The 18,164-nt window shown below is 72.0% G+C and carries 14 protein-coding genes, 1 tRNA gene and 1 pseudogene; 4 read left to right on the top strand and 12 right to left on the bottom strand.

Going from position 1 to position 18,164, the window contains the following annotated elements; translation table 11 throughout:
• Positions 1 to 77: 77 nt before the first annotated feature.
• The gene (locus tag QC282_RS10555; protein WP_279549123.1) at positions 78 to 1,004 is read right to left on the bottom strand and encodes an oxidoreductase; all 927 of its coding nucleotides are present in this window, start codon (positions 1,002 to 1,004) and stop codon (positions 78 to 80) included.
• A 233-nt stretch (positions 1,005 to 1,237) separates the two neighbouring features.
• Here QC282_RS10555 and QC282_RS10550 point away from each other — a divergent pair, with 233 nt between their 5' ends.
• The gene (locus QC282_RS10550) at positions 1,238 to 2,392 is read left to right on the top strand and encodes an alkaline phosphatase PhoX (RefSeq protein ID WP_279548990.1); all 1,155 of its coding nucleotides are present in this window, start codon (positions 1,238 to 1,240) and stop codon (positions 2,390 to 2,392) included.
• Positions 2,393 to 2,543: 151 nt separating this feature from the next.
• Here the strand turns inward: QC282_RS10550 and tgmC are convergent, their stop codons facing one another.
• The 8 genes and pseudogenes from tgmC to QC282_RS10510 form a co-directional block, all read right to left on the bottom strand.
• The gene (tgmC, locus tag QC282_RS10545) at positions 2,544 to 3,662 is read right to left on the bottom strand and encodes an ATP-grasp peptide maturase system methyltransferase (protein WP_279548989.1); all 1,119 of its coding nucleotides are present in this window, start codon (positions 3,660 to 3,662) and stop codon (positions 2,544 to 2,546) included.
• Positions 3,659 to 4,469: pseudogene (locus QC282_RS10540) on the bottom strand (MvdC/MvdD family ATP grasp protein). The gene tgmC and the pseudogene QC282_RS10540 overlap by 4 nt, the downstream one beginning before the upstream one ends.
• Positions 4,466 to 4,759: a putative ATP-grasp-modified RiPP gene (gene tgmA / locus QC282_RS10535; protein ID WP_279548988.1), complete on the bottom strand. Its 294-nt coding sequence runs from the start codon at positions 4,757 to 4,759 to the stop codon at positions 4,466 to 4,468. Before tgmA ends, QC282_RS10540 begins: the two are co-directional and overlap by 4 nt.
• Before the next feature lie 309 nt (positions 4,760 to 5,068).
• Positions 5,069 to 5,893, bottom strand: a complete 825-nt coding sequence (locus QC282_RS10530) for a zinc-dependent metalloprotease (protein WP_279548987.1) — start codon at positions 5,891 to 5,893, stop codon at positions 5,069 to 5,071.
• A 208-nt stretch (positions 5,894 to 6,101) separates the two neighbouring features.
• Complete coding sequence (locus tag QC282_RS10525; RefSeq protein WP_279548986.1) at positions 6,102 to 6,821, bottom strand: hypothetical protein; 720 nt, start codon at positions 6,819 to 6,821, stop codon at positions 6,102 to 6,104.
• Complete coding sequence (locus QC282_RS10520; protein ID WP_279548985.1) at positions 6,818 to 7,219, bottom strand: DUF6415 family natural product biosynthesis protein; 402 nt, start codon at positions 7,217 to 7,219, stop codon at positions 6,818 to 6,820. Before QC282_RS10520 ends, QC282_RS10525 begins: the two co-directional genes overlap by 4 nt.
• Positions 7,216 to 7,695 carry an ATP-binding protein gene (locus QC282_RS10515; RefSeq protein WP_279548984.1) on the bottom strand — a complete coding sequence of 160 codons (480 nt, stop codon included), beginning with the start codon at positions 7,693 to 7,695 and terminating at the stop codon, positions 7,216 to 7,218. The genes QC282_RS10520 and QC282_RS10515 overlap by 4 nt, the downstream gene beginning before the upstream one ends.
• Positions 7,696 to 7,933: 238 nt before the next feature.
• Positions 7,934 to 9,130, bottom strand: a complete 1,197-nt coding sequence (locus QC282_RS10510) for a helix-turn-helix transcriptional regulator (RefSeq protein WP_279548983.1) — start codon at positions 9,128 to 9,130, stop codon at positions 7,934 to 7,936.
• A gap of 324 nt (positions 9,131 to 9,454) precedes the next feature.
• On the opposite strand from QC282_RS10510, the gene QC282_RS10505 reads away from it, so the two are divergent.
• Both QC282_RS10505 and QC282_RS10500 read left to right on the top strand, forming a co-directional pair.
• The gene (locus tag QC282_RS10505) at positions 9,455 to 9,889 is read left to right on the top strand and encodes an LAETG motif-containing sortase-dependent surface protein (RefSeq protein ID WP_279549122.1); all 435 of its coding nucleotides are present in this window, start codon (positions 9,455 to 9,457) and stop codon (positions 9,887 to 9,889) included.
• Positions 9,890 to 9,927: 38 nt separating this feature from the next.
• Positions 9,928 to 10,007 (top strand) — tRNA-Gly (locus tag QC282_RS10500).
• A gap of 80 nt (positions 10,008 to 10,087) precedes the next feature.
• Here the strand turns inward: QC282_RS10500 and QC282_RS10495 are convergent.
• From QC282_RS10495 to QC282_RS10485, 3 genes are all read right to left on the bottom strand, one after another.
• On the bottom strand, positions 10,088 to 10,711 hold the full coding sequence (locus QC282_RS10495) for a hypothetical protein (protein WP_279549121.1): 624 nt from the start codon (positions 10,709 to 10,711) through the stop codon (positions 10,088 to 10,090).
• A 280-nt stretch (positions 10,712 to 10,991) separates the two neighbouring features.
• The gene (gene ppdK, locus QC282_RS10490) at positions 10,992 to 13,685 is read right to left on the bottom strand and encodes a pyruvate, phosphate dikinase (protein ID WP_279548982.1); all 2,694 of its coding nucleotides are present in this window, start codon (positions 13,683 to 13,685) and stop codon (positions 10,992 to 10,994) included.
• 461 nt (positions 13,686 to 14,146) lie between these two features.
• Complete coding sequence (locus QC282_RS10485; RefSeq protein ID WP_279548981.1) at positions 14,147 to 15,379, bottom strand: ROK family protein; 1,233 nt, start codon at positions 15,377 to 15,379, stop codon at positions 14,147 to 14,149.
• 598 nt (positions 15,380 to 15,977) lie between these two features.
• On the opposite strand from QC282_RS10485, the gene QC282_RS10480 reads away from it, so the two are divergent.
• A complete protein-coding gene (locus tag QC282_RS10480; protein ID WP_279548980.1) occupies positions 15,978 to 17,915 on the top strand; it encodes a glycogen debranching N-terminal domain-containing protein in 1,938 nt (645 codons plus the stop codon).
• Positions 17,916 to 18,164: the final 249 nt, after the last annotated feature.

Here is an 18,164-nt window from a genome sequence, read left to right as displayed (position 1 = left end):
GCGGGCCGCGACCGGTGGGAACCGGTGCGGTCGGCGCGGCCACGGGCATCCGGTGGGTCCTCGGTGCGGCCCTTCCCTCAGCCGTCCAGGGCGTCGTACGTCACGCCCGTCAGTTCCTCGGACGCGGTCCACAGGCGTCGCCCGGCCGTGTCGTGCCGGGTCCAGGGCGCCCGCCAGGACGGTGCGGGCGCCCCGCGCCACAGGGCGAACGACGGGCCGGTGAAGGAGTCCGGGCGGACCCCGGGCGCGGTCGCCGCGTACAGCACGGGCGCCGCGCCCGCCTCGGCCGACTGGGCGACGACGCGGTTGCCGAGGGTCATGAGCCGCTCCGCGAGCCGGCGTCCCGACGCCCGGGGCCCGGCGGTCTGCAGTCCGGTCGCCGCGTACCCGGGGTGGGCGGCGGCGGCCAGCAGGTCGACGCCGTGCGCCGCGGCCCGGCGGGCGAGTTCGTGCGTGAACAGCAGGTTGGCGGTCTTGGCCCGGGCGTAGGCGACCCACGGCCGGTAGGCGCGTTCGCTGTTGAGGTCGCCGATGTCGATGTTGGCCAGCGCGTGCAGCATGCTCGACACGGTGACGACCCGGGCGCCGGGCGCGGCCAGCAGGGCGGGCAGCAGCAGCCCGGTCAGGGCGAAGTGGCCCAGGTGGTTGACGCCGAACTGCGTCTCGAAGCCGTCCGCCGTCGTGCCGTACGGCAGCGCCATCACCCCGGCGTTGTTGACGAGCAGGTCGACCCGCCCGTACGGCAGCCCACTCGCGAAGTCCCGTACGGAGCGCAGGTCGCCGAGGTCGAGCGGCCGCAACTCGGCTCGAGCGCTGGGGACTTCGGCGGCGAGGCGGTCCAGCGCGTCGCGCCCGCGTGTCTCGCTCCGGCAGGCCAGCACGACCGTGGCGCCCTTGCGGGCCAGCTCCAGCGCCGTGACGTACCCGAGCCCGCCGTTGGCGCCGGTGACGACGGCGACGCGGCCGCTCTGGTCGGGGATGTCGTGCGCGGTCCAGCCGGGCATGGCGGGCTCCTCACCTGCGGTCGCGCTCATGCGCACCGTGCGTTGCGCGTCCCAGCCTACGAGGGCCGGACACCGGCCGCCCGTCTCCGGGGTGCGGTGGACGGCTCGTCACCCGGCCGTACACACCCGTCACGACCCGTACATGACACGTCCATCCCGCGCCCCTAGGGTCCGTCAGCGCACGACCCCGCCGCCGACCGGCGGCGGGGCGGTAACGGCACCTTGGAGCAGCAGTGGAACGTCGTACCCTCCTGCGGGCAGCAGTCCTCGGCGGCTCGTCCGCCGCCCTCGGCGGGACGCTGTGGCGCGGCGCCGCGTACGCCGCGCCGGCCCAGCCCGGCGCCGGCCCGTACGGCCCGCTCGGCGCGCCCGACGCCAACGGCATCCGGCTCCCCAGCGGCTTCACCAGCCGGGTCGTCGCCCGGTCCGGCCGGACGGTCAGCGGCACGTCGTACACCTGGCACAACGCGCCCGACGGCGGCGCCTGTTACGCCGACGGCAGCGGCTGGATCTACGTGTCCAACTCCGAGATCAACCCGTCCGGCGGCGCGAGCGCGCTGAAGTTCTCCGCGACCGGCACGATCACGGCGGCGTACCGCGTCCTGTCGGGCACGCGGCAGAACTGCGCGGGCGGCAAGACCCCGTGGAACACCTGGCTGTCCTGCGAGGAGGTCGACCGCGGCTACGTCTACGAGACGGACCCGTGGGGCGTGAAGGCGGCCACCCGGCGCGACGCGATGGGCCGCTTCAAGCACGAGGCGGCGGCGGCCGACCCGGTGCGCCGCGTCGTCTACATGACGGAGGACGTCTCGGACGGCTGCTTCTACCGCTTCCGGCCGACCACCTGGGGCGACCTGTCCTCCGGCACCCTGGAGGTCATGGTGGCGGGCACCGGCACGAGCGGCCCCGTGACCTGGGCGCGCGTCCCCGACCCGACCGGCGCCACCGCCACCCGCAACCAGGTCTCCGGCGCCAAGCGCTTCAACGGCGGCGAGGGCTGCTACTACGCGAACGACACCTGCTGGTTCACCACCAAGGGCGACGGCCGGGTCTGGCAGTACAACGCGGCGGCCCAGACCGTGGAACTCGCCTACGACGACTCCCTGGTGTCCGGCACGGCCCCGCTGACCGGCGTGGACAACGTCACGGGCTCCGCCTCGGGCGACCTGTTCGTCGCGGAGGACGGCGGCAACATGGAGATCTGTGTGATCACGCCGGACGACGTGGTGGCGCCGTTCCTCCGCATCGACAATCAGTCCTCCTCGGAGATCACGGGCCCGGCGTTCTCCCCGGACGGCACACGCCTGTACTTCTCCAGCCAGCGCGGCACGACGGGCTCGTCGTCCGGCGGCATCACGTACGAGGTGAAGGGCCCGTTCCGGGCCTGACGCGCCCGCTCACCGCGTCGGAGGGGTGACGCACCGGCGACCCGGCACGCGTGAGGCGCACCGGGTCGCCGGAGAGCCGGAGAGCACGGCGGAGGTCGCCCCCGGTCCGTCCGCCGCGGGACAGGCCGACGAGCGGGACCGGCCGCCGGTCCTACCAGTGGATGCTCTGCCCGTCCGCGGTGACGCGCACCGTGGCCTTCTCCACCCCCGGTGCGCCGACGGCACGCCAGCGCCCGAGGTGCTCCTCGACGACATCCCAGACGGCCGCTGGACCGTCCTGCCGGACGATCCAGCGGCCGTCCTCTTCGCGGAGCGCGGCCCATGAGCCGGTCTCGACGTCGATCAGCACGTCCTCGTCGTACCGGCCCTGTCGCAGGTTCACGTGCTGCGCACGCGGCACGGCGAACTGCGTGACGAAGCGGGCCGTCCAGTCGGTCAGGACGTCGGCGCCGACGACGGCTCGGCGCTCCGTGCCCGCGCCGAGGTCCGGAAGCAGGCCGAGCGGGGGCGGCAGTTGCGGCCGGGCAAGCATGAAGCTCACCTGTCCGCCCAGCAACGGCCCGGACGCCGTGCCGTCCTCATGGACGGACAGGCGCACCAGCTCCGACGCACCGAGCCAGCCGCCGACGGTCGTCAGGATCTGTCCTGCGGGCCGGGTCTGTTCGAGCCAGGCCGCGGGCACAGTGCGTACGGCGCAGGTGGCGATGATCCGGTCGTACGGGGCGCCGCCGTCATGGCCCAGGAGGCCGTCACCGGTCAGCAGCCGGGGGAAGGCACCGAGTCGGCCAAGAGCTGCCCGGGCCCGCTGTGCCACCTCTTCGTCGTACTCGACCGAGGTGACGTGGTCGTCGCCCAGGCGTGCGCAGAGCACCGCGGTCGAGTAGCCGGTGCCGGTGCCGATCTCCAGCACGTTCATCCCCGGTTCCACGCGCAGGTCCTCGACCATGCGCAGAACGAGCGAGGGCAGCGTGCTCGAACTGGTCGGCTCCCGCATGATCTCGCCCCGGATGTCCGTCGGCCTGATCGTGCCCGCGATCTGGGTCACCAGCGATTCGTCGGCGTAGCAGCCCGGAAGCCATCCGTCGTCGCCCTCCAGGACCGGGGCCCATGCGGTAGGCGACGCCCCGGGTACCGCGCGGAAGAACCCACCCCGGAGGAACTCGTGCCTGGGCACTGCCCCGGCGGCGCGCTTCCAGGGCTCGGTGCGCAGGCTGCCGCCGGCCGCCATTTTGTCGATGAGCCGCCGGTGGAGCTGTTCGTGGTCGCTCACGGCTTCCTTTCCAGGAGGTCGGCCATGGCCGCACACAGCGGCAGACCGGTCTCGGCCTCCAGCCAGTACCACTGGCCGGAGGGATTGCATTCCAGGAACCACCATTGCCCGCCCGCTTCCAGGGCGAAGTCGAAAGCGCCGAAGAGAAGCCCGAAATGGTCCATGTACGCATGAAGGGCCAACTCGGTCTCCGGGGGCGGCTTCACGGGGGTGTAGCTCAGGCGGCTGTAGTCGGTCCGCCAGTCCAGGAGGCCGGAGTCGATCCGGACGCAGAACGTTCGGCGCCCGATGACGGTCACGCGGACGTCCGCTGCCTTCGGCACACGCTTCTGGAACAGGTGGGCGGTGCCGGCCACTGTGGAGTCGATGTCCTCGGCGGCCACCTCGGCGATCCTGACGACGGAGGAGGCATCGTCGACTCGGTACACGGGGTTGTGCAGAGGCTTGTAGATCACCGTTCACGTACAGGCAGCCGGGCAGCGACGCGATCACGCCCCCGAGGCCGTATCGTGCCTGGGTGATGGCGAACCGTGCGTCCTGCTCAGCGAGATGAGGGAACGCGAAGCCTGTCGGGCGGCGGTAGTAGAGCGAGCGAACCCGGAGCAGGTCGGCGGAGCGCGACGGAGTGTCAATGCGCCCCTGGATGCCGTCCTCGGTGATCTCTGCCTCCACCGACAGTGATGCGGGAAAGTCACCCGAGTCGAACCGCACGACCGGGACACCCCGGCCGTGCAGCTCGCTGATCACCACGTCGGCGGTGGGGTCGTACAGGCTGGTGACGACCAATACCGGACGCGGGTCATTCACTGGTCGCTGTCGCTCCCTTGGTCGGAGTCCTGGGTGGACCCGTTGCCGTCAGGGCTGGTTCCGGTGGCCGGAGAGGTACCGGTGCTGGTGCCGTGGCCGGGCATCTCCATCACCTCGTCGGCGTCGTTGAAGAACACGGCGGTCTGAGTGGCCGGGTCCAGCTCGACCCTGGCGTGGGCGGGGGCCATCGTCGGATACGGCGCCATGCGCCGGACGCCCCACGGAATCGGAGTGGTGATGCCCTTCGGGACCGCCGTGCTCGTGGGCAGGCGGTCGGAGTGGACGAACATGCGTCTCCTGTGTGTCGTAGTTGCGGACAAGTCGGCGGACCCGCTGCAGAGGTCGAGCCGGGGCGGCTCCCGCGGGCCCGCCCGTCGCCGGCCGGGTTCTCCTCTGCGTGCCGGCCGACGAGCCGGGCCCGGCGCGGGGCGGGGCGGGACCTGGCCGTGGGGACCACGAGCCGGGTGCTCGTCCCGCGCCGGGGCCGGTGCCTGCCCGGCGGCCCGCCGGGTTCGCCGGGCCACCGGGCCACCGGGCCACCGGGCCACCGGGCCACCGGGCCACCGGGCCACCGGGCCACCGGGCCACCGGGCAGGGGTCTATGCGATGCGGGCGATCCACGCATCGGGCTCCGCGATCTCGCTCCTGGTGGGCAGCAGTGAGGTGTCTTTCCAGACCCGGTTGACGAGATCGGTGCCGTGCACGGTGACGGCGTGGCCGATGAGGCGCGTGCCCTGCGCGTAGGCGTCCCCGCTCGGGCCGAGTCGGCGAAGGCCCGGTGCGCGGACGAGAAGGCGGGCACGCGGCGAGCGCCGCGCCTGGCGCACGTGGTCGACCGGTGCGCCGTACAGGGCTGTCGTGACCTGCTGGTCGGCCCAGCGGGCATGCCCTTCCACGACGGCCGGGATGCTGCCGGGATCGATCTTCCTCAACTGGGGGAAGAAGCTCCTCCACTCCGTGCTGTCGCCGCAGGCGGCGTCCTGCGCATGGTGGGTCAGCTCGTGGCTGAGCATCTGGCACAGGGACGGTTCATGGGCCAGCAGGCCACTGTGCCGCAGCGCCCTGGGCATGACGAGGGTCTCGTCGCGCCCGTCGGCGGCGATCACGGTGGACCCGACGACCAGCGGCCAGACCAGGGCGGGAATGAACCCGGTGGCTTTGAGGGCGAGGCGCACCGCCGAGACGTGTTCGGGCGGCACGCTCAGGCCGGGGTCGGCGATGTCCCGGGTGAGGACGCGCAGCTTGTACGCGATCTCGGCCCGCCGCCAGGCCCTCGGGGTGAGCAGGCGGAAGCGGACCTCCGGCGGGAGGGGGAGGCCGGTCGTCTCCTCCACCAGAGGGGCCACGGTGTGCAGGAGGGCGGTGATCCGCTCGGCCAGGTCGGGGTGACGACGGGTGTCGTCCAGGACGGTGAACCGGGACACTGACGATCCTTCGGAGAAATGGTGAGGGCGGGGAGCCGTCCGGCGATCCCGTGGCGTGGCGTGGCGGGCGGGATCGCCGGACGGCCGTTTCACGCGACGGGCGCGTCGTCGGGGGCAAGCACACGGAGCAACTCGCTCATCAAGGCCCCTTCCAGGGTTGGTGGACGGGTGTGCGGAGGTCATGGGCGGCACGTCGCCCGCTGCGGGCTCACGTCCCGTGCGGAGCGGGGATCCGCGTCGCACCGTCGTGCCCGGTGGCGAGGAGCTGCCGCAGTCCGTCCAGGTCGAGTACGCGGAATGACGACAGCCGTCGTACGAGCTGGGAGCCGAGGAGCAGCGGAGCGCGCGGGTCGTTGAACGTGACCGGTTCGGGAGGTGCGGAGACGGGCGTGACGGCGCCGTCCGGGCCGCGGCCGTAGACACTGCCGATCACCCCGTGCAGCGGGGCCCTGTCGGCCAGGCACACGACCGGGTCGCCTGCCATGTGCGGGCACAGCTTCGCCGTCGTGTGGACGTGCCGCACGCAGACGGGAGGCTGGCCGGTCAGGAGTGGCTGCGCCGGATGCCTGTCCTTCGGGCCGGTCAGGAAGAGGTACCCGAGGGGTGTCCGGGCGGGCCGCGTGCACACCTGGCAGCGCCCGGCGAGCATCGTCGCCATCTGCCGGTACGGGTGCATGAACTTCCACAGCGGCTCACCGGCCGGCATGCCGTCCCCGTCGCGGCTGAAGCCGCACCGCGCCCAGAGGATGCCGCGCACCGGCCGGTCTCTGGGGTCCTCGTCGCCGTAGAACAGGCGTAGGCGCGAACCGTCGCGCTGCCGCAGGATGTGCAGATTCGCGGGCGCCGCTTCCTCGCCCCTGCGCAGGGTGACGAAAGGGACCAGGCTCTGTTCGTTCGGGAAGGTGAGGGGCGGGGGGAACCGGATCACGCGTACTCCTTCAGGCGCCGCAGGGCGCCCAGTCGTTCCAACAGCTCATTGGCGGCCCACGCCATCCGGCGCAGGTGCCCTACGGCTCGCCGGTGGTCCATCGGGGCGTGCTCGTTGAGGACGGTGCGAGCACGCAGAATGAGATGGCTCGCTTCGTCGTCCTCGGCCGCCCGGGCCTTCAGCGCGAGATCGACAAGGTGCGTCAACCGGCCGCGCAGGCGCTCCGCGAGTACCTCGGCTTCGCCCTCGCTCGGCGTGACGTCGTCCAGCACATCGCCGATGTCCCCGAGCAGCGCGCAGCCGTCGAAGGGCTCCCATCGCCGCAACGCCAGTAACAGCGTCGTCAGGGTCTCCTCGTTGACGGGAGCCCACTCGCTCACGAGGGTCGACGCGCTCACTGTTGTTCCCCGCACGGGACGGTGAGGCTGCACCAGGTCTCGGCACCGGCGTCGCTGGTTCCCCAGGCACCGCCGTTTTCCCGGGCCAGCGCGTCGACGAGGGTCAGCCCTCGACCGGACTCGGCCTCCGCGTCCGCCGTGCCGGGCTGTGCCCTGCCCGGCATACCGTCGCGGACCGCGATGCGCAGAGTGTCGCCATCGACGGTGATGCGCAGGCTGACCTCCGTGGCGCCGCTGTGGATCAGCGCGTTGGTGAGCAACTCGGAGACGATCAGCGTGACGTCGTCGGCCATCGCGCCGAGGCCGCAGTACCGAAGCCGCGCGGCGGCGATCCGGCGCATGGCCGCGACGCGGTACGTGTCGTCGGCCGGGGGCTTTGTCCCACGGGGGCGGCGGGTGACCTTGAAGCACTCGCTCATCACGTCCCCGGCACGGCCCGTGGCCGCGCGAGGCGTCTGTACGGCTGTCGTCGTCATCACGTCCTCTTGGCGGAGCGTGGTGCCGACCGGACATCGTCCTCGGACAGGACGCGGGGCGGGAGATCAAAGACGGCGTCAGCATGTACGCGTCGACAGGCGCGCGCATGGGTCGCGCAGTGATGCATCGTCATGGTCGGCTCCATGTCGAAAGGGCCAGTGACGACATGGTGGGCGCACGACAAGGCCCCAACTTTCCCCGAATTCGGAAAGGTTGGGGCCGAGGCTTTACTGATCGTTATGCCACGTGGCCGGATCCCAGCCACGAGCCGTACGACAGGAAACTCTCCGGAAGTCGTCGGTGAGCGGCTTCAAGACCGGCGTACGTCTCCCGCACAGTCGGGTGGTACTTGGCCTGCTGCGGGGCTGCCTTCCGGGCAAGGACCAGACTCCGGAAGGACGCCTCGAGCTTCCCGGTCCACATCTGCGCGCGAGCGACCTCGGCGAAGTGGTGGCTGGCCCGGGACTTCGGCCAGTCGTTCGGGATGACCAGGCCCTCCGTCGCCTCAACCGCCTCGCCGTACTGGTCGAGTTCTGCCAGCACAGAAACACGGTGAGCCTGCACGTTCGTGGGACCGAAGGCGAGCCAGTGCACCTTGACGGACTCACCTGTCGCTGCGGCGATCCGCTCGGCCTCACGGAGGTGCTCGAAAGCCTCATGTTCGTTGTGCGCCCGGCCGGCCATGACGGCGCCACCGAGGTGCATCTGTCCTGTGACGACCTGCCGTTGCCGCGAATCGTCCGCCTGGTGGATCGTGGACAGTCCCAGGGTGACCAGACGTTGCCCAGTGCGGTACTTGCCTTCCCGCAGGTACGTGAGCGCACGCATGTACTGGTACATGCCGCCGAGGACGGCGTCAGAGCCGCGCTGTGCCGCCCAGTCCATCCGGGCGAGGGAGAGCTGCGCGAGATCCCCGTAACCCAACTTGGCCGCCACGTCGTAAGCGGTCCGGTAGAGGGAAGCGAGCGTCAGCCAGCCGTCAGTGGTGCCGGCCGCGTGCGCTGCGGTCGTCGCCTCCTCGATGAGGCCCGCAACGGTGCCGGCCGCCTGCTTGATCTCACCGGCACGGACCGCCGCGCACAGCGCTTCCGCCTCATCGGCCAGCACTTCGAGGCGTCGTGGCCGGATGTCGGGGTCGGGGCCCAGGTCGTAGACGTCCAGAGCCTCACGGATGGGTCGGATGAGTATGTCGAGCTGGTCGGCGCGCAGTTCGCTCGCGTAGGGCCGCCCTTCGATCGTCGCCACCTCGACGCCCATGGCGCGGGCACACGTGGCAACGACGTACGGGGTGGGAGGCCTGACCCCGACCTCGACCTTCGTGAGGGTGCTGTACGGAATCCCAGCAAGGTCAGCCAGAGCCCGCTGGGTGAGGTGTCGTTCTCGACGCAGGCGTGCGATCCGCCTACCGATGTTGTCTTCGGGCAGAGCGTTCATGCTTACTCCTGTCCTGCTTCGGCACCAGAACGGTACCCCGCGACCGGCTCCGCGGGAGTCGCCGAACCCCGGTCCTCCGGTGGAGCGGCATTCCGGCGTCTGACGCCGCCCCGGCACCCCGGGCACGAGGTGTAGACCGACACAGAGCTACCGCCCGGTCACGTCACGTTCACATCACAGGCCCCCCAACTCGCCGCAGCCGCAGCGGCGTTCCCCATACCTTCGGCACCTCACATCCCGCCGACCGCGCATTTGTGATCATGCGCGTCGGTTCGGCGGAATGACGAAGTACCGGGAAACCTGGGGGGTTTCGTGAACCTGAAGCTGAACATGATCCGTAGACCGGCCGCCGTGGCCGTCACCGCGCTCGCCCTGGCCGCCCTGCCGTCCGTCGCCGCGGCGCACGAGGGCAGCCACCCGTTCAAGAACTGCGCCGAGGCGTACGAGAACGGCTACGCCAACATCCGCGAGGGCGACGAGCACTACGGCACTCACCTCGACCGCGACGCCGACGGCATCGGCTGCGACAAGCCTCCGGCGGACTTCGTCCCGGCCGACGACGAGGACACGGCGGACGACGGGGGCGCGGCGGACGAGACCGGCTCGACGGGCGGCTCCGAGTCCTCGGGTGAGGGGACGGACCTGGCCGAGACGGGCGGCAGCGGCGCGACGCCGTACCTCGCGGCCGGCAGCGTCGTCGTCCTGTTGGCGGGGGCGGGCCTGATGACGGCGACGCGCAGGCGTCGGGCGGAGGGCTGACCGGCAATTCGGATGCCTGGACGCCGTCCGCCCACTACGCTGACGGCGTCCAGGTGCGCAGGTTGCGGCTACTTCTCCTGCCAAGAGGGAAACGCGGGTTCGAATCCCGCCGCCGGCTCTCGGGCCGGTGTCGTCCAGTGGCCGAGGACACCACGTCGCCGCCGCCGAACTTGATCTCTGGACACCGGTCGCGCCCCGTCACAGCGACAGCAGCAACGACTCCCCCTTGCCCGCCCGGCGACGGACGTATCCCCGCCGGCCCGCGAGCAGCGTCATGAGCGTCCAGGCCACGACCCCGGCGATCAGGCTGTTCAGCCGACCGGCGGGGTCGATCTCGTCGGCCTTCTCCATCGGCACGACGCCCTCCGGGTCGAGGACGACGTCGAGCCGGTCTCCCACCTCGGGCGCCCAGGCATCCCCCTTGTAGGTGAGCCGCTCGTCCAGTTCCTCGCCGTCGGACGTGCGCAGCGTGTACCGGTGGTTCTTGCCGCCGGTCACCTCGGCGCTGTCGGCCACGATCACCACCCGCTCGCGCACGCCCCGCGCCTCCAGCGCCGCCTCGGGCGCGTACTGCACGGCACCGACCAGGATGAACACGGCGGGCACCAGGGACAGCAGCGCGATCCACGCGGCCCGGTGGAGGAGCGCCAGCAGTACGGCGAACGTCAGGCAGAGCAGGATCCCGACACCGATGGGAACGGCCACCCAGCGAAGGGCGAGGTAGGAGACTCCGGCGGTACCGGCCGCGGCGAACCACCCGAAGAGCAGGACGGCGAGGGTCCGCCGCGCCGACCTCCAGGGGTCGACGGCGTGGCCGCCCATGCTGCTCAACGGCCTGATGCTGCTTCCGCGTATGCCCAGTGGCATGTGTGCTCCCCCGTGTGCGTCGTCCTGACGGCCCGAATTCTTCCAGTCCGCGACGACGGAGAGGACGGCACCCCCGCACAGGGTGCCGTCCTCCTTTCCGTGGTCCGGAACCCGCCGCCCCGTCGGTGAGGGTGTCAGGGTGACGGGCGGCGGTTCCGGCGTTCTGCGGGCCGGACTGGCCGGGCCCTGGCGGTGTGCCGGGCCGGGCGGGCCAGGTCGATCCGAGCGGCAGCGCCTACCGGTGGTCGCTGCCCTTCGACGTGACCGCCGCGCGGCCGGCCTCCAGGCGGGCGACCGGGATGCGGAACGGGGAGCAGGAGACGTAGTCGAGGCCGACCTCGTGGAAGAAGTGGACCGACTCCGGGTCGCCGCCGTGCTCGCCGCAGACGCCGAGCTTCAGGTCGGGACGCGTCTCGCGGCCCGCCTTCGCCGCCGACTTCACCAGGGAGCCCACGCCGTCCTTGTCGATCGTCTCGAAGGGGCTGACGCCGAAGATGCCCTTCTCCAGGTACGCCGTGAAGAAGCTCGCCTCCACGTCGTCCCGGCTGAAGCCCCACACCGTCTGGGTGAGGTCGTTCGTGCCGAACGAGAAGAACTCCGCGGCCTCGGCGATCTGGCCGGCCGTCAGGGCGGCGCGCGGCAGCTCGATCATCGTGCCGATCGACAGCTTCAGCTCGGTGCCCGTGGCCTCCTGGACCTCGGCGATGACCTTGTCGGCCTCGTCGCGGACGATCTCCAGCTCCTGGACGGTGCCGACGAGCGGGATCATGATCTCCGCGCGCGGGTCGCCCTTCGCCCCCTTGCGCTCGGCCGCGGCCTCGGCGATCGCCCGTACCTGCATGGTGAACAGGCCGGGGATGACCAGGCCGAGGCGCACGCCGCGCAGACCCAGCATCGGGTTCTGCTCGTGGAGCCGGTGGACGGCCTGGAGCAGGCGCAGTTCGTTCTCGTGCGGCTCCTGGCGGGACTCGGCCAGCGCGACCCGGACGGACAACTCCGTGATGTCGGGCAGGAACTCGTGCAGCGGCGGGTCCAGCAGCCGGACCGTCACCGGGAGGCCGTCCATCGCCTCGAAGAGTTCGACGAAGTCCTGCTTCTGGAGGGGGAGCAGTTCCTTCAGGGACTCCTCGCGCTCGGCCTCCGTGTCCGCCAGGATCAGGCGCTCGACCAGCTCACGCCGGTCGCCGAGGAACATGTGCTCCGTGCGGCACAGGCCGATGCCCTGGGCGCCGAAGCGCCGCGCTCGCAGCGCGTCCTCGGCGTTGTCCGCGTTGGCGCGCACCCGCAGGCGGCGCTTGCGGTCGGCGAAGGACATCATCCGGTGCACCGCCTCGACCAGTTCGTCGGCGTCGTCGGCACCCGGGTGCATCCGGCCCTCGAAGTACTCCACGACCGGGGAGGGCACGACCGGGACCTCGCCCAGGTAGACCTTGCCCGACGAGCCGTCGATGGAGATGACGTCGCCCTCCTCGACGACGTGCCCGCCGGGGACGGTCATGCGGCGGCGCTTGGTGTCGACCTCCAGCTCCTCGGCGCCGCAGACACAGGTCTTGCCCATGCCGCGCGCGACGACGGCCGCGTGGGAGGTCTTGCCGCCGCGCGAGGTCAGGATGCCCTCGGCGGCGATCATGCCGTCCAGGTCGTCGGGGTTGGTCTCGCGGCGGATCAGGATGACCTTCTCGCCGGAACGCGACCACTTGACGGCCGTGTACGAGTCGAAGACGGCCTTGCCGACGGCCGCGCCCGGCGACGCCGCGATGCCCCGGCCGACCTGCGCGACCTTGGTGTTCTCGTCGAAGCGCGGGAACATCAGCTGCGCGAGCTGGGCGCCGTTGACGCGGGTGAGGGCCTCGGCCTCGTCGATCAGGCCCTGGTCCACGAGCTGCGTGGCGATGCGGAAGGCCGCGCCCGCCGTGCGCTTGCCGACGCGGGTCTGGAGCATCCAGAGCTGGCCGCGCTCGATGGTGAACTCGATGTCGCAGAGATCCTTGTAGTGGTTCTCCAGGGTCTCCATGATCTGCATGAGCTGGTCGTACGACCTCTTGTCGATCTTCTCCAGATCGGCGAGCGGGACGGTGTTGCGGATGCCCGCCACGACGTCCTCGCCCTGGGCGTTCTGGAGGTAGTCGCCGTAGACGCCCTGGTGGCCGGAGGCGGGGTCGCGGGTGAAGGCGACGCCGGTGCCGGAGTCCGGGCCGAGGTTGCCGAAGACCATGGAGCACACGTTGACGGCGGTGCCGAGGTCGTGCGGGATGCGCTCCTGGCGGCGGTAGAGCTTGGCGCGGTCGCCGTTCCAGGAGTCGAAGACCGCGCGGATGGCGAGGTCCATCTGCTCACGGGGGTCCTGCGGGAAGTCGCGGCCCGTCTCGGTCTTGACGATCTTCTTGAAGCGGGTGACCAGCTTCTTGAGGTCGGCCGCCTCCAGTTCGGTGTCGACCGTGACCTTCTTGGCCTCCTTGGCCTTCTCCAGCGCCTCCTCGAAGAGGTCGCCGTCGACGCCGAGGACGGTCTTGCCGAACATCTGGATGAGGCGGCGGTAGGAGTCCCACGCGAAGCGGTCGTCGCCGGCCTGCCGGGCGAGGCCCTGCACCGACTTGTCGGAGAGGCCGATGTTGAGGACGGTGTCCATCATGCCGGGCATGGAGAACTTCGCGCCCGAGCGCACGGAGACCAGCAGAGGGTTGTCGGCCTGGCCGAGCTTCTTGCCCATCTTCGCTTCGAGGGCGTCGAGGTGCGCACTCACCTCGTCACGCAGTGCCGCCGGTTCCTCGCCACTGTCGAGGTAGGTCTTGCAGGCCTCGGTGGTGATGGTGAAGCCGGGCGGGACCGGAAAGCCGAGGTTGGTCATCTCGGCAAGGTTGGCGCCCTTGCCGCCGAGGAGGTCCTTGAGGTCCTTGTTGCCCTCGGTGAAGTCGTAAACGAACTTCACGCCCTCAACGCTCTGGCCCGGCTGAGTTACGTGGGGATCTTTGTTTTCCGACACGGGTCTCGACTCCCTCGAGGACGCGGTGGCTGCCCTGACGTCGGGGAATGTACCCAGATCGAAGGCATGTGGGTACGTCCACTTGCGCGTCATGAGCCTGTAACCACTCGGCCGCCAGCGGATCGAAAGTCAAAGCTTGGCAAGCCGTCGCCGACGGATGTTTTCACTTCTTGAACTCATCAACCCCCGTAGACGGGAGTTGACGCTCAAACGAGCGGCTCTCAGCACGCATGATTTCGATCGATGAACGATCAAGGGGTGGCACTGAGTGCCACCCCTTGGAGAAGTGCAGTCGCTCAAGATCCGCTCATCTGAGCGCCTCCCTTATCAAGGGTGGCGAGAATCACGCTGCCACAGCCGCCGGAATTTCACCATCCGGACGCGGTTGCGGGACGGAAACCCGCCCGTCACACCCCGAGTTCCAGCAGGCGCTCCTCCACCCGCTCCGGCGCGTACAGATGCTCCACGACCAGCGCCCCGGCGCCCACCAGGCCCGCCCGCTCCCCGAGCCGCGAGGTGACGACCTCCAGATGGGCGGTGGAGCGCGGCAGCGCCCGCTGGTACAGCAGCTCGCGCACGCCCGTCACGAACGGTGTTCCGGCCAAATCCCCCGCGATCATCAGCACCCCGGGGTTGAGCAGCGTCACGACCGTCGCCAGCACGTCCCCGACCTGCCGCCCCGCCTCCCGGGCCAGCCCGACCGCCTCCGGGTGGCCGGACGCCAGCAGGTCCCGCACGTCCGAGCCGGACGCCGCAGGCACCCCGGCCTCGGCCAGCCGCCGCGCCACGGCACCACCGCTCGCGAGGGCGGCCAGACAGCCGTAGGAGCCGCACCGGCACAGCGCCCCGGCCCCCTCGGGGACGCGGATGTGCCCGATGTCCCCGGCGCCGCCGTCGATGCCCCGGTAGACGGTGCCGCCCACGACGACCCCCGCGCCGATGCCGGTGGAGACCTTCACCAGCACGAACGCCGAGCAGTCCGGGTGACCGGTGCGCTGTTCGCCGTACGCCATGAGGTTGGCGTCGTTGTCCACCAGCACCGGCACCGGCCCGGCGCCGGTGTGCTCCGTGAAGGCCCTGGCCAGACGGCCGCGTATGTCGTAGCCGTCCCAGCCGGGCATGATCGGCGGCTGCACGACGCGGCCGGTGTCGATGTCGACCGGGCCCGGCACCGCGAGGCCGATGCCGCACACCTCGCCGGGGGCGCGGCCCGCCTTCCCCAGCAGCTCGGCGAACCAGCGGCCGAGCTCGCCGAGGACGACCTCGGGGCCGTCCTGGATGGCCAGCGCGCCGGAGTGCTCCGCGAGCAGTTCGCCGCCCAGTGACAGCACGGCCGCGCGGGCGTGCCGGGTGTCGAGGTCGGCGGCGAGGACGACGGCGTGCCCGTCGTCGAACTCCAGCGTGATCGAGGGGCGCCCGCCCAGCGGCGACTCCACCGGACCCCCGGCGCCCTCGCGCAGCCAGCCCGCGCGGAACAGCCGGTCGAGGCGCTGGCCGACGGTGGCGCGGGACAGCCCCGTCACCTGCTGGAGCGCGCCGCGTGTGGTGGCGCGGCCGGTGCGCACCAGTTCCAGCAGGTCGCCGGCGCTCGCCTGGCCGCCCGATCTGCCGGTCCTGACCTTCGTTCCGGATCCGTTCATGCGCACCCCCTTGTGTTTCCCAACCTTGCATTACATATTGGGTTTTGCGTGTTAAATAGGCGTAACTCTACGGTAGCTACTGCCGAACAGGTCGGCCAGACGTCTTCAGGGAGCCCTGAGTGGATCGCACGCCCCGACTCCTTCCCCGAGGCAACCGGGCCCTTGAATCCCCTCACCACCGTTCCCTCTTCTCCCTGCCCCGTCCCCGGCCCGACGACGACCGCCAGGAGCACTGGATACGATCCGGCCGCCGCCCCGTCCCCGACGGCACCGACGCCGACGCCGAGGAGTCGACGCACGTCAGGGCCGCCGGCGTCCTCCATGACAACTGGACGGGGGCGTCCACCGTTCCCCCGCGCGGCCCGTGCCGTCCACAGGTGCCACGCCCGGCCGCCCGGCACCCGTGTCCCCCGCGCCGGCAGGCCCCGGGGCGAGGACGGACCGGCCTGCGGCGGCCCCGCCGGAAACAGGGCGGGGACCCCGCTCCCGGCCCGGTCAACGAGGCCGGGTCCGGGCGGACCCGCCTGCTCCACCAGGAACATCCCGGACCCGACGCGTCCGGGATCAGCGCCACAGCAGCCAAGGGAGGGGGCCGGGGATGACGGACCGGCATCATCTGCTCGTGCACGGCGGGACGTTCGCCGCCGTGGGCGACGGCGGCGACATCAGCGGAGTACGCAACGGCAGCTCGCCCGACGGGCTGTTCGTGCGTGACGCGCGGCATCTGAGCCGGTGGCAGCTCACCGTCGACGGGGCGGTGCCCGAGACGCTGACGCCCGTGACCGGTGGGCAGACCGCCCGCTGCGTGCTGGTGCCGCGCGGCGGGCGCCAGGAGCCGCCGGCGTACACGCTGTTCCGCGAACAGGCGGTCGCGGGCGGCTCGTTCACCGAGTCGCTGCGCGTGACCAGCAACCGGCCGGCGCCGACGACGGTACGCCTCGCGATCACCGCCGACGCGGACTTCACCGACCAGTTCGAGCTGCGCTCCGACCACCGCACCTACCCCAAGCCGGGCGCCACCCGCACCCGCCAAGTGCTGGACCGCGGCGTGGAGTTCACCTACCGGCGCGGCGCATGGCGGTCCTGCACGACCGTGACGTCCGAGCCCGCGCCGGACGCCGTGGAGGAGACCGGTACCGGGGCACGCCGCCTGGTGTGGGCGATCGACCTGGAGCCGCACGGCACCGCCGAGCTCATCCTGCGCGTCATCGCCCGGCCGCACGGCGAGAAGCGGGCCCTGTGGGTGCCGCGTTCGCCGTCCGCCGTGCGCGAGCGGATCCGCGCGGGCGAGGAGGAGTTCGTGCGGGGCGTGGCCTTCCCGACCGGCTGGCCGGAGCTCGCCGAAGCCTGCGCCCGGGGCCTGTCCGACCTCGCCGCGCTCCAGGTCCCGGCGACCGGACCGGACGGAGAGGAGCTGCGGGTCCCGGCCGGCGGCGCGCCCTGGTTCCTCACCCTGCTGGGCCGCGACGCGCTGCTCACCTCCCTGTTCGCGCTGCCCTACCGCCCGCAGCCGGCTGCGGCCACGCTCCTGGCGCTCGCCGCGGCGCAGGCCACGGAGACCGGCGCCCACGCCGTCGCCCAGCCGGGCAAGATCGTGCACGAGGTCCGGCAGGGCGAACTCGCCCACTTCGGGCAGGTGCCGTACGGCCGGTACTACGGCTCGGTGGACGCCACGCCGCTGTTCCTGGTGCTGCTCGGCGCCTACGTCGAGCAGACCGGCGACACCGGCCTCGCCCGCCGGCTGGAGCCGCACGCCCGGGCCGCGGTCGGCTGGATGCTGGACCACGGCGGGCTCACCTCGCGCGGCTACCTCGTCTACCGCGCCGACCGGGGCGGCCTCGCCAACCAGAACTGGAAGGACTCCCCCGGCTCCATCTGCTCCGCCGACGGCGGTCGTCCCACGGGGCCGGTGACGGCCGCGGGCGCCCAGGGCTACGCGTACGACGCGCTGCGCCGCACGGCGTGGCTGGCGCGCACGGTGTGGGGCGACGCGGGCTACGCGGCGCTGCTGCAGCAGGCGGCGGGCGACCTCCGGGACCGTTTCCAGCGGGACTTCTGGATGCCGGACCACGGCTTCCCGGCGCTCGCGCTGGACGGGCGGGGCGACCACGTGGACGCGCTGGCCTCCGACGCGGGGCACCTGCTGTGGTCGGGGCTGCTGGACAAGGAGTACGGCGAGCTGGTCGGCCGGCGGCTGCTGGAGCCGGACTTCTTCTCCGGCTGGGGCGTGCGGACGCTGGCGGCCGGGCAGCCGGCGTACCACCCGCTGTCGTACCACCGCGGCTCGGTGTGGCCGCACGACAACGCGCTGATCGCGCTGGGCCTGGCCCGCTACGGCCTGCACGACGAGGCCCGCGCGGTCGCGCGCGGCCTGGTCGACGCGGCGACCGCGTCGGGCCACCGGCTGCCGGAGGTCCTCGCCGGGTACGGCCGCGACACGCATCCGGAGCCGGTGCCGTACCCGCACGCGTGCGAGCGGGAATCCCGGTCCGCTGCCGCCCGGTTGGCGCTGCTCACGGCGGTCGGCGGAGCCTAGGCCGGGCCCGCGGGGTGACGCCTGCCCTACGAGGGCACCGGGCAGCCCGACGAGAGCACGCACCGAACGCCGCCCGGCCGCCCTCCGGGCGACGACGCCACGTCGTGGGCCCGGCCGGGCCGGGCCCACGTCCGGCCGCCGTCCGCCCGCCACCCGCCCTCCGCCCGCCGTCAGCCCGCCGTCAGCCGTCAGCCCGCCGTCAGCGGTCTGCCCGCCCGGACTGAACGCGGGCGGCCCGTCGGCCGTACG

Source organism: Streptomyces sp. DH24 (assembly GCF_029813775.1).
Lineage (GTDB): Bacteria > Actinomycetota > Actinomycetes > Streptomycetales > Streptomycetaceae > Streptomyces.
The sequence above is the reverse complement of the archived record's forward strand: the minus strand, read 5'-3'. Positions and strand labels throughout refer to the sequence as shown.